General features: G+C 73.6%; 12 protein-coding genes and 1 other RNA gene. 11 read left to right on the forward strand and 2 right to left on the reverse strand.

Going from position 1 to position 14,972, the window contains the following annotated elements:
• Positions 1-36: 36 nt before the first annotated feature.
• Positions 37-651 (forward strand): RNA polymerase sigma factor, encoded by a 615-nt coding sequence (locus ACWCYY_RS24590; protein ID WP_345281327.1) that lies wholly within the window; start codon positions 37-39, stop codon positions 649-651.
• Positions 651-1,448, forward strand: coding sequence for a CU044_5270 family protein (locus ACWCYY_RS24595; RefSeq protein ID WP_345281342.1), 798 nt, complete (start codon positions 651-653; stop codon positions 1,446-1,448). The genes ACWCYY_RS24590 and ACWCYY_RS24595 overlap by 1 nt, the downstream gene beginning before the upstream one ends.
• A 7-nt stretch (positions 1,449-1,455) precedes the next feature.
• On the opposite strand, the gene ACWCYY_RS24600 is transcribed toward ACWCYY_RS24595, so the two are convergent.
• On the reverse strand, positions 1,456-4,239 hold the full coding sequence (locus tag ACWCYY_RS24600) for an FtsK/SpoIIIE domain-containing protein (protein WP_449797274.1): 2,784 nt from the start codon (positions 4,237-4,239) through the stop codon (positions 1,456-1,458).
• Positions 4,240-4,497: 258 nt separating this feature from the next.
• On the opposite strand from ACWCYY_RS24600, the gene ACWCYY_RS24605 reads away from it, so the two are divergent.
• From ACWCYY_RS24605 to prfB, 3 genes are all read left to right on the forward strand, one after another.
• Positions 4,498-6,423, forward strand: coding sequence for a serine/threonine-protein kinase (locus ACWCYY_RS24605; protein WP_449797275.1), 1,926 nt, complete (start codon positions 4,498-4,500; stop codon positions 6,421-6,423).
• Between the two features lie 195 nt (positions 6,424-6,618).
• On the forward strand, positions 6,619-7,893 hold the full coding sequence (locus tag ACWCYY_RS24610) for a serine/threonine-protein kinase (protein ID WP_380149632.1): 1,275 nt from the start codon (positions 6,619-6,621) through the stop codon (positions 7,891-7,893).
• A gap of 9 nt (positions 7,894-7,902) precedes the next feature.
• Positions 7,903-9,012: a peptide chain release factor 2 gene (prfB, locus tag ACWCYY_RS24615; protein ID WP_345281351.1), complete on the forward strand. Its 1,110-nt coding sequence runs from the start codon at positions 7,903-7,905 to the stop codon at positions 9,010-9,012.
• A 56-nt stretch (positions 9,013-9,068) separates the two neighbouring features.
• Here the strand turns inward: prfB and ACWCYY_RS24620 are convergent, their stop codons facing one another.
• Positions 9,069-9,263: a hypothetical protein gene (locus ACWCYY_RS24620; RefSeq protein ID WP_345281353.1), complete on the reverse strand. Its 195-nt coding sequence runs from the start codon at positions 9,261-9,263 to the stop codon at positions 9,069-9,071.
• Positions 9,264-9,562: 299 nt separating this feature from the next.
• Here ACWCYY_RS24620 and ftsE point away from each other — a divergent pair, with 299 nt between their 5' ends.
• The 6 genes from ftsE (at position 9,563) to ACWCYY_RS24650 (ending at position 14,910) form a co-directional block, all read left to right on the forward strand.
• The gene (ftsE, locus tag ACWCYY_RS24625) at positions 9,563-10,252 is read left to right on the forward strand and encodes a cell division ATP-binding protein FtsE (protein WP_345281355.1); all 690 of its coding nucleotides are present in this window, start codon (positions 9,563-9,565) and stop codon (positions 10,250-10,252) included.
• A 57-nt stretch (positions 10,253-10,309) separates the two neighbouring features.
• Positions 10,310-11,221: a permease-like cell division protein FtsX gene (gene ftsX, locus ACWCYY_RS24630; RefSeq protein WP_345281357.1), complete on the forward strand. Its 912-nt coding sequence runs from the start codon at positions 10,310-10,312 to the stop codon at positions 11,219-11,221.
• Between the two features lie 35 nt (positions 11,222-11,256).
• Entirely contained in the window at positions 11,257-12,375 is a 1,119-nt protein-coding gene (locus ACWCYY_RS24635) for a S41 family peptidase (protein ID WP_380149631.1), read from the forward strand.
• Between the two features lie 36 nt (positions 12,376-12,411).
• Positions 12,412-12,891: an SsrA-binding protein SmpB gene (gene smpB / locus ACWCYY_RS24640; protein ID WP_345290376.1), complete on the forward strand. Its 480-nt coding sequence runs from the start codon at positions 12,412-12,414 to the stop codon at positions 12,889-12,891.
• Positions 12,892-12,982: 91 nt separating this feature from the next.
• Positions 12,983-13,358, forward strand: a transfer-messenger RNA (tmRNA) gene (gene ssrA / locus ACWCYY_RS24645).
• A 187-nt stretch (positions 13,359-13,545) separates the two neighbouring features.
• A complete protein-coding gene (locus ACWCYY_RS24650) occupies positions 13,546-14,910 on the forward strand; it encodes a nitrate/nitrite transporter (protein WP_380149630.1) in 1,365 nt (454 codons plus the stop codon).
• Positions 14,911-14,972 lie beyond the last annotated feature (62 nt).

Raw genomic sequence — 14,972 nt, forward strand, 5'->3', positions numbered from 1 at the left:
GTCGGAACCCGGGGGCGCGAGCGGACAGGTAGGGGCGTGGAACTGTCACTACGGGCCCGGCTGCGCGCCGGGGACCAGAGCGCCTTCGGGCAGCTCTTCGACGAACACGCACAGGGGGTGTACGGGTATGCCGTACGGACGCTGGGGGACTGGGCCGCCGCCGAGGACGCCGTCTCGCTGACCTTCCTGGAGGCCTGGCGGCTGCGCGGGAAGCTGGAGGAGGACGGCGGGTCGGTGCGGCCCTGGCTGTTCGGCATCGCCACCAACGTGCTGCGCAACACCACCCGGGCCGGCCGCCGCCACCGGGCCGCGCTGGCCCGGCTGCCGGACCGGGAGGTGGTGCCCGACTTCGCCGACGAGCTGGTCGGCCGGATGGACGACGGCGCCCGGCTGGCCGCCGCCAAGCGCGCGCTGGAGCGGCTGCGCCGCCGCGAGCGCGAGGTCTTCCAGCTCTGCGTGCTGGCCGGGCTGGACTACGCCTCGGCCGCCGAGGCGCTCGGCGTGCCGGTCGGCACCGTCCGCTCCCGGCTCTCCCGGGCCCGGGCCCGGCTGCGCGACCTGGCGGCGGAGGAACTGACGGAACCTCACCGCGGCCGCGGACAGGTAGGGAGTGACCGCGTCGAAGCGGTCCGGTCAGAGGGGAAGAACTGATGAACCACGAGCACGAGCCGGTGCTCCCCGCCGACCGCCACCAGCTGTTGAGGGGACACCTGATGAGCGAGATCAGCCGGAAGCCCAGGAGCACCACCCGCCGTTACGGATGGGCCGCAGTGCCTGTGCTGGCGGGCGCGCTGGCGCTGACCGTGGTGCTGAACACCGGGGGCGCCGCCCCGACCGCCTCGGCGGCCTCGGTGGTGCTGGACCGGGCGGCCGCGGCGGCGGCGGCCAAGCCGCGGCAGGAGGTGAAGGACAGTCAGTACGTCTACGTGCAGCGGCAGGACCCGGAGGTGAAGGCCGAGCTCTGGCTGCCGGTGGACGGCAAGCGGCCCGCCCTGCTGGACGACAGTCGGTACGGGCGGCGGGAGCTGACCCCGCTGGACGAGCCGGCCAGCGTCAACAACCCGAACTACCGCTACGTGGCCACCCTGCCGACCGACCCGGCGGCGCTGCTCGCGCTGATCAAGGCTCAGACCGAGGGGCAGGGCCAGAGCCCCGAGCACGCCGCCTTCAAGGCGATCAACCGGCTGGTCGCCGAGCAGATCGCGACACCGGAGGTGAGCGCGGCGCTGTTCCGGGCGGCCGGGCTGATCCCCGGGGCGGTGGTGCACGAGGACGTCACGGACGGGCTCGGCCGGCACGGTGTCGGGGTGGCGCTGCCGGACGGCAAGGCCACCGTGGAGTGGGTCTTCGACCGCGACAGCTACGAGTACCTCGGCGCCCGCTGGGGCCAGGGCGCGGACGCGGTGGTCCGCCGGGCGGTCGTCGACAAGGCCGGCGACCGCCCCTGAGACACCGTCAGGACCCGGCCCCGAGGGTGGCCGCCCGCTGGAGGGCGCTGGCCAGCAGGGCCAGGTCGGTCGGGCCGTTGCCCAGCTCGCGGACCGGGCGGCGGGTCGGCGGGGCGCCGAGCTGGGCCGGGTCGACGGCGACCACGGTGGGGCGCAGGGTGGCGGTGCGGGGGATGCGGCCGCTGACCTTGGCGGCCTGGAAGGCCGTCACCCCGCCGTCCGGGCGGCGCAGGTAGCCGCGGCCCGGGGTGCCCTCGGGGAGGGCGGCGGCGTCGGTGAGGTGGATCAGCAGGTCGGAGTCGACCGGGTCGGCGGTGCGCAGGGCGATCCGCAGCTGGGCGTTCTCGTCCAGCGCGGTGCCCACCGCCAGCTCGGGCGCCCCGGTGGCGGCCACCAGGTGGACGCCGAGCAGGCCGCCGCGCTCGGCCACGGCGGACAGCGCCCGGCTGAGCGGGCGGCCGGCCGGGGAGGTGGGGGAGAGCAGCGCGTCCAGGTCGTCCACCACCACGACCAGCCGGGCCGGGGCGGTGAGCACGTCGGCCGGCTTGCGCTGCTGGCCGACCCGGGGGGCCGTCATCGGGGCGGTGCCGCCGCCGGCCGTCACCAGGGCCGGGGCGGGCTGCACGGCGGCCCGGGCGTTGTGCCAGGCGGTGAACGAGAGGCCGTCGAACAGCGCCTCGCGGTGGGCGAGTTCGTCCAGCAGGGTCTCGGCGGCGAGCAGGGCGCGGCGCGGGTCGGCCCCGGCGTCCACGTGCTCGGTGACCTGCGGCAGGTCGGTGCAGCCGGCCAGCCCGGCGGGAGCCTCGGGAGTGCCGCCGCCGCGGCCGTCGACCACCGTGATCCGCAGCCGCCCGGGCTGCTCGGAGACGGCGAGGGAGGCGACCAGGGTGCGCAGCAGCTCGGTCTTGCCGGTGCCGCGGGCGCCGCCGATCAGCAGGTGCGGGCCGTTGGGCTCGTCCGGGTCGGCGAGGTCGACCAGCAGGGTCTCGTCCCGGCCGGTGCCGAGCAGGGCGGTGGCGGTGCCGGGGCCGCCGGGCAGCGCGGCCCAGCGGGCGGCCAGCTTGGAGGGGGTGACGGTGTCGGGCTGGAGCAGGTCCAGCAGCCGCAGCTGCTCGGGCAGCGGGCCGCGGGAGACCGGGGAGGCCTCGCGCAGCGGGGCCAGCACCCGGGCCAGCCGCTCGGCCCAGGCGGGGGAGACGGCGTCCAGGGCCAGGTCGCGGACCAGTTCGCGGCCGCCGCCGCCCAGCGGGCGGTCCAGGGTGAGCTGGGTGGCGACCTCGCCGGTGACCACGGCGGTGGCGCCGAGACCGGCGGGCAGCGCCTGCGGGGTCTCGGCCAGGCAGACCGGGAAGACGCCGAGGGCCGGGCCCTGCTCCAGCAGGACGGCGAGCGCCTCGCGGGCGGGCGCGGTGGTGGGGGCGCCGTCGAGCAGCAGCACGGTGGTGCCGGACGGTCCGTCAGCCGCGCCGGCCCGCCCACGCAGGCCGGCCTCCGCGCGCAGGCCCGCTTCCCGGCGCAGGCCCGCACCGGCGGCCAGCTCGGTGAGCCGGGCCTCGGTCTGCTCGGGGCCGAACCCGACCAGCAGGCGGCAGTCCTGACCGTGCGTCGGCTCCAGGTGCGGCAGCCAGAAGGCCCAGGACCAGTCGGCGGAGTGGGCCTCGTCGGCCGCGGCCACCACCAGGCTGAGCGAGCTCGGCGGGTGCAGCACGGCGAGCTGGGCGAGCACCGCGCGGGCCAGGCCGGCCAGCCGGGGGCGCGGCCCGGCGAGCCCCAGGCTGCCGGCGGTCTGCAGGTCCACGGTGACGGGGACGGCGGGCAGCACGGTGCCGGGGGCGGTGCCGGGGCCGCCCGGGAGGTCGGCGGTGCCGAGCCGGAGGGTGAGTGCGTCCGGGTGGTGCGGGCCGCGCTCCCAGAGCCGGGGGCCGGCACCGAGCGCGGTGAGCAGCAGGGCGGCCGGGTCGGGCCAGCGCTCGCGCTGGGCGGCGGCCTGGCGGCTGCGGACGGCGGCGTGCTGCTGGGCGGCGCTGGGCCCGGCGGGCTCGGCCGGGCGTCGGCGGGAGAACAGCGAGCGGCGGCCGCCGGCCGGGGGCTCGGTGGCGGGCGGTTCGGGCGCGGCGGCGGCCGGGACGGACGGGGCCGACGGCGTGGCGGCCAGCTGGAGCCGGCCGAGGCCGTCGGGCGTGGTGCGGTTGCCGTCCCTGGTCTCGGGGCGGGTGACCAGCAGGGTGGACTCGCCGATCCGGACCAGGCCGTCCTCGGCCAGCTCGACCGCCTCGTCGCGCAGGAAGCGGCCGTCCAGCACGGTGCCGTTGGTGGAGGCCAGGTCCCGGACGGTCACGGTGCCGTCGGGGGAGAGCTGGAGCGAGAGGTGCAGCCGGGAGACGTCCGGGTCGTCCAGCGGGACGTCGGCGGCGCTGGAGCGGCCGATGGTGACCCGGTCCCCGTGCAGGCGGTGCACGCCGCCCGCGTCGGGGCCGCCGGTGACGCGCAGCTCGGCCGGGGCCGGGGCGTCGTCCTGGTCGGCGTCCGGGTCGGGCTCGTTGAGCGAGAGCACCGCGCCGTCGAGCAGCGGGGGGTGGCCGAGCGGGGTCTGCTCGTCGATCCGCCGGTTCCCGGCGTACAGGTGCACATGGGTCGCGGAGCGCGGGCCGCGCACGCCCACCGCACCGGCGAGCGCCCCCGCGACCGCGCCGAGCGCCGTACCGACCGGGGCCGTGACCAGGACGTCGGTGGCCGTTCCGGCGGCTGCCGGTCCGCTGCGCGCTCGGAGGACAGTGAGCCGGATCTGCATCGCCCCCGCACTCCCCTTCAGTGATGCCGTTGGGCCACAAGAGTGGTGCCTGTCATCCTGCCACTACGGGGGGACACGGCGCGCCCGGCACCAGAATCGGACGATCTTGCGATGATCGCCATGGTGGAGCCGACGCCCCGTCAGGTCAACCCGCACCCGGGCCGGTCCCGTCGGGGTGCCTCGGAAACCTGGACGAGCGCCGTTAGAGTTGCCGAAAACCACGGCAGCGCAGTACCGCAGTAGTACCGAGGAGACAGCGTGCGGCCAGTCGGCAGCAAGTACCTGCTTGAGGAGGTCCTCGGACGCGGGGCCACCGGCACCGTCTGGCGTGCCCGGGTGCGCGAGGACGTGGTCGTGCCGGGGATCGAGCCGGGCAGTGCGGTGGCGATCAAGATACTGCGCGAGGAGCTGGCCGCCGACCCGGACGTGGTGATGCGCTTCCTGCGCGAGCGCTCCGTCCTGCTCCGGCTGACCCACCCCAACATCGTCCGGGTCCGCGACCTGGTGGTGGAGGGCGAGCTGCTGGCCCTGGTGATGGACCTGGTGCAGGGCCCCGACCTGTTCCACTACCTGCGCGGGAACGGTCCGTTCAGCCCGATCGCCGGCGCCCTGCTGATGGCCCAGATCACCGACGCGCTGGCGGCCAGCCACGCCGACGGGGTGGTGCACCGCGACCTCAAGCCCGCCAACGTGCTGCTCGCCTCCACCACCGTGGACGGCGCCGAGCAGATGCACCCGATGCTCACCGACTTCGGCATCGCCCGGCTCGCCGACTCCCCGGGCATCACCCGCAGCCACGAGTTCGTCGGCACCCCCGCCTACGTCGCCCCCGAGTCCGCCGACGGCCGCCCGCAGACCTCGGCGGTGGACGTCTACGGCGCCGGCATCATGCTGTACGAGCTGACCACCGGCCGCGCCCCGTTCCAGGGCGACAACCCGGTGGCGATCCTCCAGGCGCACCTGGCCCAGGACCCGGAGCGCCCGCGCACCATGCCCGAGCCGCTCTGGACGGTGATCGAGCGCTGCCTGCGCAAGGATCCGGCCGAGCGGCCCAGCGCCGTGGCGCTGGCCCAGGCGCTGCGGGTGGTGGCCGCCGGGATCGGCGTGCACGCCTCGCCGGACCAGGCCGAGGCCGCCTTCGCGGTCGGCGAGCTGCTCCGCCCGGACCCGCGGCCCACCCCGGCCACCGGCGCCCCGACCGAGCCCGGCGTGCCGGTGCCGGCCCAGTTCGCCGACTCCTCCTTCGGCGACCAGACCTTCGGCGAGCAGACCCAGGTGCTGCCCTCGGGGCAGTACGACGCGGCCGCCGCCACCCAGTTGATGAGCCCTCAGGGCGCGGGCGCCCCGCCGCTCGGCGCCGCCGACCGCACCGCCGTGATGCCGCAGACCCCGGCGATGCCGCCGGTGCCCCCCGGCGCCCCGGCCGCTCCCGCGGCGCCCGCCGGCGAACAGCCGCACCCGTGGCAGACCCAGCTCCGGGCCGCCCGGGACCGCAACCAGCAGACCGAGGTCTTCGCCCCCGGCGACTACGGCGCCCAGGACGACTGGCCCGCCCCGCAGGTGGCGCCGCAGCCCTACCAGTCCCACCCGCAGCCGCCCCGGCCCCCGCAGGGCTACCAGCCGCCGCAGCCGTACTCGCCGTACCGCCCGGACCAGCCGCAGCCCCACCAGCAGCAGCCCCACCGGCAGCCGGGCCCGCCGCAGGGCGGCCCCCGCCCGCAGCCGCCCGGTGGCTACAACCAGCGCCCGCCGGTGGCCCCGCCGCCGTACCAGGGACGCCAGCAGCCCCAGCCGGGGTACGGGTATCCGCAGCAGCAGGCGCAGCCCGGCTACGGCCACCCCCAGCAGCCCCAGCCGCCCGCCTACCAGCAGGCGCCGCCGCCCGCCCCGGCCCCGGTCCGCCGCCCCGAGCCGGCCCCGCCGCGCCGCCAGGAGCCCCCGGCCCCGCAGCAGCGCGAGCCCGAGCCCCCGCGGGAGCGGGAGCGCGAGCCGCGCCGGCGCAGCCGGAACCGGATGTACATCCCGGGCCTGGGCTGCCTGAAGGGCTGTCTGATGGTCATCGTGGTGCTGGCCCTGGCCGCCGTGGCGCTGTGGAACTTCACCGACCTGCCCGTCTGGTGGGAGAACGTGAAGGGCTGGTTCGCCGACGCGAGCGACTGGGTCAGCAGCCTGACGAGCAGTTAGCCGCCGGGCCGTCAGCCCGGAGGCCGTGATGGCGACTTGTCGACAATTCACGATTTTTCCTGCCCCCTGAGGGCTGTTCCGGGCCGATCGGCGTCCCCCGAACGGCCCTCGGGCGCGTAGGTTGGGTGGCTGAAGCACCGACCTACCGAGCGCGCAGAAGGGCAGCGCGCTCCCGCCGCCTACGGAGCAGCAGCATTGGCACGCAAGATCGGCAGCCGGTACACCGTCCAGCAGGTGATCGGCCGGGGGTCCGCCGGGACCGTGTGGCTCGGTGAGGGCCCGGACGGACCGGTGGCAGTCAAGCTGCTGCGCGAGGACCTGGCATCCGATCAGGTGCTGGTCGGCCGCTTCGTCCAGGAGCGCGCCGCGCTGACCAGCCTCGACCACCCCAACGTGGTCGAGGTCCGCGACATGGTGGTGGACGGCGACGACCTCGCCCTGGTGATGGAGCTGGTCCAGGGCACCGACCTGCGCTCCCGGCTGGAGCGCGAGGGCGCGCTGGCCCCTGCCGTCGCCGTCTCGGTGATCGCCGACGTGGCCGACGGCCTGGCCGCCGCGCACGCCGCCGGGATCGTCCACCGCGACGTCAAGCCGGAAAACGTGCTGCTGGACCTGGCCGCCCCGGCCGGCCCCGGCGGCGCCCCGCGCGCCAAGCTCACCGACTTCGGCATCGCCCGCCTGGTGGACGCCCCCCGGCGCACCCGGGCCACCCGGATCATCGGCACCCCCGACTACCTCGCCCCCGAGATCATCGAGGGCCTGGAGCCGCGCGCCGCGGTCGACATCTACGCCCTGGCCACCGTGCTCTACGAGCTGCTCACCGGCTTCACCCCGTTCGGCGGCGGCCACACCGGCGCGGTGCTCCGACGGCACGTCACCGAGCAGGTGCCGGCCGTCCCCGGCCTGCCCGAGGGCCTGTCCCGGATCATCACCGAGTGCCTGGCCAAGGCCCCGGCCTCCCGGCTGCGCGCGGCCGAGCTGGCCACCCGGCTGCGCGAGCAGCTCCCGTACCTGGTCGGCCTGCCCCCGCAGCTGCCCCCCGAGCGCGCCGAGGCCGAGCCCCCGCTCACCCCGGGCGAGGCGGTCTACACCGAGGTGGACGCCGGCCCCGGCACCCACCGCCGCCGGCGCGGCCCGGCCGTCCCGCTGGTCCAGGCCCCGCTGCCGGACTCCACCCGCGACACCCACACCAGCCTGCGCCGCCCCTCCGACCGCGAACTCGCCTCCTACGCCGCCGAATCGCAGGCCCAGCGCCGCGAGGCCGCTCCGGCCGGACACCGCAAGGGCCGTCGGGCGCTGGTGCGCCGCCGCCGGCTCTACGCGGTGCTGATCGCGGCGGTGCTGCTGCTGGCCGGCGCGGCCGCCGCGTACTCCGCCTTCGCCCGGGAACGGCACACCTCCGGCGCCCGACCGGCGGGAATCCACTGGGTGACGGATACCCATGCGCAGCCGGGCCCGCCGAACCATTAGTCTGGTGGCGTGGCAGCCGTCGATCCTTCCGAAGAGCTCAAGTCCCTCGAAACGACCATGGGGTCGATCGAGGCCGTCCTCGACCTGGACAAGATCCGGGCCGACATCGCCGTTCTGGAGGAGGAGGCAGCCGCCCCGGCCCTCTGGGACGACGTCGCGAACGCCCAGAAGGTGACCAGCCGGCTCTCCTTCCTCCAGGGCGAGGTCCGCAAGTTCGAGACCCTGCGCGGCCGGGTCGAGGACCTCGGCGTGCTGTTCGAGCTCGCCGAGGCCGAGGACGACGCGGACACCCGCGCCGAGGCCGAGGCCGAGCTGACGTCGGTGCAGAAGGCGGTCGAGGAGCTCGAGGTCCGCACCCTGCTCTCGGGCGAGTACGACGCCCGCGAGGCCCTGGTCAACATCCGGGCCGAGGCCGGCGGCGTGGACGCCGCCGACTTCGCCGAGCAGCTGATGCGCATGTACCTGCGCTGGGCCGAGCGGCACGGCTACCCGACCGAGGTCTACGACACCTCGTACGCCGAAGAGGCCGGCATCAAGTCCGCGACCTTCACCGTCAAGGCGCCCTACGCCTACGGCACCCTCTCGGTCGAGCAGGGCACCCACCGCCTGGTCCGCATCTCGCCCTTCGACAACCAGGGCCGCCGGCAGACCTCCTTCGCCGGCGTCGAGGTGCTCCCGGTCGTCGAGACCTCCGACCACGTCGACATCGACGAGGGCGAGCTGCGCGTCGACGTCTACCGCGCCTCCGGCCCCGGCGGCCAGGGCGTCAACACCACCGACTCCGCGGTCCGGATCACCCACCTGCCGACCGGCATCGTGGTCTCCTGCCAGAACGAGCGCTCGCAGATCCAGAACAAGGCCTCGGCGATGAACGTCCTCCAGGCCAAGCTGCTGGAGCGGCGCCGTCAGGAGGAGCGCGCCGCGATGGACGCGCTCAAGGACGGCGGCTCGTCCTGGGGCAACCAGATGCGGTCGTACGTGCTGCACCCGTACCAGATGGTCAAGGACCTGCGGACGGAGTTCGAGGTCGGCAACCCGCAGTCGGTGCTGGACGGCGACATCGACGGGTTCATCGAGGCCGGCATCCGCTGGCGGAAGCAGCGCGAGGCCGCCGCGTAAGGACGCACCGAAAAGGGCCCCGGGAGTTCCCGGGGCCCTTTCGCGTGCGGGGTCGGTCAGGCCAGGGCCTGACGGGCGATCAGCGCCACCGCCAGCAGGCCGACGATCAGCGCGAGCAGCGCCGTGGGCGACAGCGCGGCGAACGGGCCCTGCTGGTCCTGCAGCCGGGCCCGGTTGGCGCGGCAGACCGGGCAGCGGCCGTCACTCACGCGGCCGTTGCAGTTGGCGCACACCAGATGGTCGCAAGTCATGCGATCTCCTCCTTGCTGGTTACTGCAACGCGCCGGACGGGCCTCCGGTTCCTCGGACGGCCCCGGACGGGCGCTCTCAGCTACCACTGTGCCAGGTTCCGCCCGTTCCGGCCCGTCCTCCCCGTTCGCCGACCGCTCAACCGCATGCCGGGCTGTGACATGGGTCGCACTTATCCGGGCAGAACGGGATATTTCTCGCCAAATCCCAGGTGAACCCCCGGACAGTGCCTGCGGGCCCGGAGGGGCTTCGCGTAGGGTCCGAGTCCTGACCCACCTAGGATGGCCCCCGTGATGCAGCCGTGATCAGATTCGACAACGTCTCCAAGACCTATCCCAAGCAGAACCGTCCGGCCCTGGACAACGTCTCGCTGGAGATCGAGAAGGGCGAGTTCGTCTTCCTGGTCGGTTCGTCCGGCTCCGGCAAGTCGACCTTCCTGAGGCTCTGCCTGCGCGAGGAGCGCCCGAGCACCGGCGCGGTCCACGTGCTGGGCAAGGACCTCGGCAAGCTGTCCAACTGGAAGGTGCCGCACATGCGGCGTCAGCTGGGCACCGTCTTCCAGGACTTCCGCCTGCTGCCGAACAAGACCGTCGCGCAGAACGTCGCGTTCGCGCTGGAGGTCATCGGCAAGCCGAAGAGCGCCATCAACAAGGTGGTGCCCGAGGTGCTCGACCTGGTCGGCCTCGGCGGCAAGGAGGACCGGATGCCCGGTGAGCTCTCCGGTGGTGAGCAGCAGCGCGTGGCGATCGCCCGGGCCTTCGTGAACCGGCCGATGCTGCTGATCGCGGACGAGCCCACCGGAAACCTCGACCCGCAGAACTCGGTCGGCATCATGAAGCTGCTCGACCGGATCAACCGCACCGGCACCACGGTCCTGATGGCCACGCACGACCAGGCCATCGTCGACCAGATGCGCAAGCGGGTGATCGAGCTCGACAAGGGGCTGCTGGTCCGCGACCAGGCCCGCGGCGTCTACGGCTACCAGAACTGAGCCACCCGACGCCCCGTCCGCCTGCCCGTTCCACCTGCCTGCCCCTGGAGTAACGCCATGCGCGCCCAGTTCGTCCTGTCGGAGATCGGCGTCGGTCTCCGCCGCAACCTGACCATGACCATCGCGGTCGTGGTCAGCGTCGCGCTATCGCTCGCCCTCGCCGGCGCCTCGCTGCTCGTCCGCGACCAGGTCAACTCCATGAAGGGGTACTGGTACGACAAGGTCGAGGTGAGCATCTACTTCTGCACCAAGTCGGACGCCAAGACCTCCGCCCAGTGCTCGGCGGGTGCCGCCACCGACCAGCAGATCGCCGAGGTCAAGGGCCAGCTGGACAAGATGACCCAGCTGGTGCAGAGCTCCACCTTCGAGAGCTCGCAGGACGCGTACAAGCGCTGGAAGGAGACCAACCCGGACAACCCGCTGCTCGCCGCGGTGGGTGCGGAGGCGATGCCGCAGTCCTGGCGGGTCAAGCTGAACGACCCGACCAAGTACGACGTGGTGCAGAGCGCCTTCGCCGGGAAGCCGGGCGTCAAGTCGGTCGAGGACCAGCGGAAGATCCTGGAGAACCTGTTCGGCCTGCTGAACGGTCTGCAGACCGCCGCGTTCGTGATCATGGTGCTGATGCTCTTCGTCGCCCTGCTGCTGATCGTGAACACCGTCCGGGTGTCCGCGTTCAGCCGACGGCGCGAGACCGGGATCATGCGCCTGGTCGGTGCCTCGAACTTCTACGTGCAGATGCCGTTCATCGCGGAGGCGGCCTTCGCCGCGCTGCTCGGTGCGGTGCTGGCCTCCGGGCTGCTGCTCGGCGGGCACTTCTTCGTGCAGGAGTTCCTGGCCCAGCGGGTGCAGTTCATCCACTTCATCGGGCTCTCCTCGGTGCTCACCGTCATCCCGCTGCTGGTCGTGGTCGGCATGGGGATGGCCGGCATCGCGGCGTTCATCACCCTCCGGAAGTACCTGAAGGTCTGACGCCCCCTCAGGCAGTGCGCCTAGACTCCCTTGCCATGCCGGTGACTCTGCGTGCGGGAGTGCGCCAGGGAGCTGTGCTCTCCCTGGCGTTCGGCGCCGTGCTGTTCACCGGGGCGGTCACCGGGGCCTGGAGCGGGGCTCCGGCCGACGGGCGCCCGCCCACCTCCTCCTCCGATGCCCTGGCCGGGCGTGACCTGGCCGGGGCGTCGCTGTCCCGGCAGCAGGCCGAGCGGCTGGTCGCCGAGGGGGGCGACCCGTGGGCCGCGTACTACACGCCCGAGGAGTACACCGACCTGACCAAGGGGCGCTACCGCGGCGTCGGGCTCTCGGTGCGGCGGGCGGCGGACGGGGCCACCACGGTGGACCGGGTGCACCCCGACGGGCCCGCCCGGCAGGCCGGGATCGCGGCCGGGGACGTGCTGCTCGGCATCGACGGCACCCCGGCCGACCGGCTCCCGGTCACCGAGGTGGTGGCCGGGCTGCGCGGCGAGGTCGGCACGGCGGTGGAGCTGACGGTCCGCCGGCCGGGCGGGCCGGCCCGCGAGCTGACGCTGCGCCGGGCCGAGCTGGCCGCCCGGGACGTGACGGTGGAGCAGCTGCGGCCCGGGGTGGTGAAGGTCGCGGTGCGCGGCTTCACGGCCGGTGTGGCCGCCGAGGTGGCGCAGGCCGTCCGGGGCGCCCGGGGCGTCCTGCTGGACCTGCGGGGCAACTCCGGCGGGCTGGTGGACCAGGCCGTGGGGACCGCCTCGCTCTTCCTGGACGGCGGCCCGGTGGCCTCGTACCAGGAGCGCGGCGAGCGGCGCGAGCTGACCGCCGCGCGCGGCGGAGACACCACCGTGCCCCTGGTGGTGCTGGTGGACGGCGGCACCATGAGCGCCGCCGAACTGCTCGCCGGGGCGCTCCAGGACCGCAGCCGCGCCGTCCTGGTCGGCTCCCGCACCTTCGGCAAGGGCACCGTCCAGCAGCCCAGCCGCCTCGCCGACGGCGCCGTCCTGGAGCTCACCGTCGGCCGCTACGCCACCCCGGCCGGCCGCTCGCCGGACGGCACCGGCCTCACCCCGGACGTCCCCCAGCCGCCGGGCGGCGACCCGGAGGCGGTGACCCGGCTCGCCGACACCGTGCTCTCCGGGCTGGGCCGCGGCCAAATGGGCTGACCACCGGGCGGGCGAGGTGCGAGAATGGCCGGTGCTATGGCTAAGGAAACGGGAAAGAAGCTGATCGCGCAGAACAAGAAGGCGCGACACGAGTACACCATCCTCGACACGTACGAATGCGGCATGGTGCTGACCGGCACGGAGGTGAAGTCGCTCCGCGAGGGGCGGGCCAACCTGGTGGACGGTTACGCCTACGTGCAGGGCCACGAAGCGTGGGTCGACAACGTGTTCATCCCCGAGTACACCCAGGGGACCTGGACGAACCACGCCTCGCGGCGCAAGCGCAAGCTGCTGCTGCACAAGCTCGAGATCCGCAAGATCGAGTCGAAGGTCAAGGAGACCGGCCACACCCTGGTGCCGCTCTCCCTGTACTTCAAGGACGGCCGGGTGAAGCTGGAGCTGGCGCTCGCGGTCGGCAAGAAGCTGTACGACAAGCGGCAGACCCTGCGCGAGAAGCAGGACCGCCGCGAGTCCGACCGGGCCGTCGCGGCGGCACGGAAGCGCCAGCGGGGTTAATCGCTTGGCCCTGGCCGGTGCCTGCGCGTACTATGGCCCGAGCAACATCACCGGAGGGCCCGCCCGCCGGAGCTGTTTGTCAATTCAACATGGGGATGATCGGTTTCGACAGGGGACGTCGAAACAGGAGAAGCGAGCCGAGGAACGCGGCAATGATCTCGTTAACCATCTGTCGCAAAAAAATAATCGCCAACTCTAAGCGCGATTCCCAGCAGTTCGCTCTCGCTGCCTAAGCAAGAGTGAATGGGTGTCAGCCCGGGGAGTTCCCGACCCGGATCCTGGCATAATCTAGGGAACTCATCCGCCACCCCGGCCACGGGGGTCGGCGGAAAAATAAAACAGTGGCTGGGCTTGTTGGCGGCTTGTCCGCGTGACTGCCAGGGCCGAGAAACTCACAGCGGACTGCGCTCGGAGAAGTCCTGAATCCACTCCACTGGACCCGGGTTCGATTCCCGGCATCTCCACAGACCCATGTCGCTCGAAGGCCGCACTCCGCGAGGAGGCGGCCTTCTTGCGTTTCGGCGGTCTCACACCGCGCCGGGCGGCCCGGTGAGAGGACCGTACCGGCGGGTTCACAACCCACAACTCCCCGGAAATCCCGGCCCGTTAGGGTCGTCCAGGTCAGGGCACCGAACTTGCACAAGGGGAGTTGCGATGAGTGGAGACACGGCGGTGCGACGGGGCTGGATCCAGGAGTGGGATCCGGAGGACCGGGCGTTCTGGGAGCGGACCGGGCGCCGGACCGCCAACCGCAACCTGGTCTTCTCGGTGCTCTCGGAGCACATCGGCTTCTCGATCTGGAGCCTCTGGTCGGTGATGGTCCTCTTCATGGGGCCCAAGTACGGGATCGACCCGGCCGGTAAGTTCTTCCTGGTCGCGATGCCCACCCTGGTCGGCGCCTTCGTCCGGATCCCCTACACCGTGGCGGTGGCCCGCTTCGGCGGGCGGAACTGGACGGTGGTCTCGGCGCTGCTCCTGCTGCTGCCCGCACTGGCCGCCGCGTACGTGATGGAGCCGGGGACCTCCTACACCACCTTCATGGTGGTCGCCGCGCTCACCGGGCTCGGCGGGGGGAACTTCGCCTCCTCGATGACCAACATCAACGCCTTCTTCCCGCAGCACCGCAAGGGCTGGGCGCTCGGGCTGAACGCCGGCGGCGGCAACATCGGGGTGCCGGTGATCCAGCTGGTCGCGCTCGCGGTGATCACCTGGGCCGGGGCCACCTCACCCCGGCTGGTGCTCGGCATCTACCTGCCGCTGATCGTGATCGCGGCCACCCTCGCCGCGCTCTTCATGGACAACCTGGCGCCGATGAAGAACGACACCGGCGCGCTGGCCGAGGTGCTGAGGGAGCGTCACACCTGGCTGATGTCGGTGCTCTACATCGGCACCTTCGGCTCCTTCATCGGCTTCAGCTTCGCCTTCGGCCTGGTGCTGCAGACCCAGTTCGGCCGCACCCCGCTGCAGGCCGCCCAGCTCACCTTCGTCGGCCCGCTGCTCGGCTCGCTGATCCGCCCGGTCGGCGGCTGGCTGGCCGACCGCTGGGGCGGCGCCCGGATCACCCTGTGGAACTTCGCCGGGATGGCCGCCGCCACCCTGGTGGTGCTGTACGCCTCCTCGGAGCGCTCGCTGCCGGTCTTCCTGGCCGGGTTCACCACGCTCTTCGTGCTGGCCGGGCTGGGCAACGGCTCCACCTACAAGATGATCCCGGTGATCTTCGAGGCCAAGGCGCAGAACCGGATCGCCGAGCTCGGCGCCACCGCCGAGCAGGCCGCCGCCTGGTCCCGCCGGATGTCCGGCGCGGCCGTCGGGGTGATCGGCGCGGTCGGCGCGCTCGGCGGCCTCTTCATCAACCTGGCCTTCCGGCAGTCCTTCCTGGTCGCCAAGACCGGGACCCCCGCCTTCGCCTCCTTCCTGGCGGCGTACGCCGTCTGCGCCGCCCTCACCTGGGCCGTCTACCTGCGCCGCCCCACCGGCAGCGCGGTGACCGCCCCGGTGAAGGAGCGGGTCGCGGCCTGACCCCGGGGCCGGACCGGCCGTCCATCCCCTGGACGGCCGGTCCGGCCCGTGAAACACCCCGG

The sequence above is a fragment of the Kitasatospora sp. NPDC001664 genome (genome assembly GCF_053596675.1).

Excerpts from the sequence above, each read along its gene's own strand:
- ACWCYY_RS24595 (WP_345281342.1), top strand. The coding sequence starts at position 651 with ATGAACCACGAGCACGAGCCGGTGCTCCCCGCCGACCGCCACCAGCTG.
- ACWCYY_RS24600 (WP_449797274.1), bottom strand. The coding sequence starts at position 4,239 with ATGCAGATCCGGCTCACTGTCCTCCGAGCGCGCAGCGGACCGGCAGCC.
- ACWCYY_RS24620 (WP_345281353.1), bottom strand. The coding sequence starts at position 9,263 with ATGACTTGCGACCATCTGGTGTGCGCCAACTGCAACGGCCGCGTGAGT.
- ftsX (WP_345281357.1), top strand. The coding sequence starts at position 10,310 with ATGCGCGCCCAGTTCGTCCTGTCGGAGATCGGCGTCGGTCTCCGCCGC.
- ACWCYY_RS24635 (WP_380149631.1), top strand. The coding sequence starts at position 11,257 with ATGCCGGTGACTCTGCGTGCGGGAGTGCGCCAGGGAGCTGTGCTCTCC.
- smpB (WP_345290376.1), top strand. The coding sequence starts at position 12,412 with ATGGCTAAGGAAACGGGAAAGAAGCTGATCGCGCAGAACAAGAAGGCG.
- ACWCYY_RS24650 (WP_380149630.1), top strand. The coding sequence starts at position 13,546 with ATGAGTGGAGACACGGCGGTGCGACGGGGCTGGATCCAGGAGTGGGAT.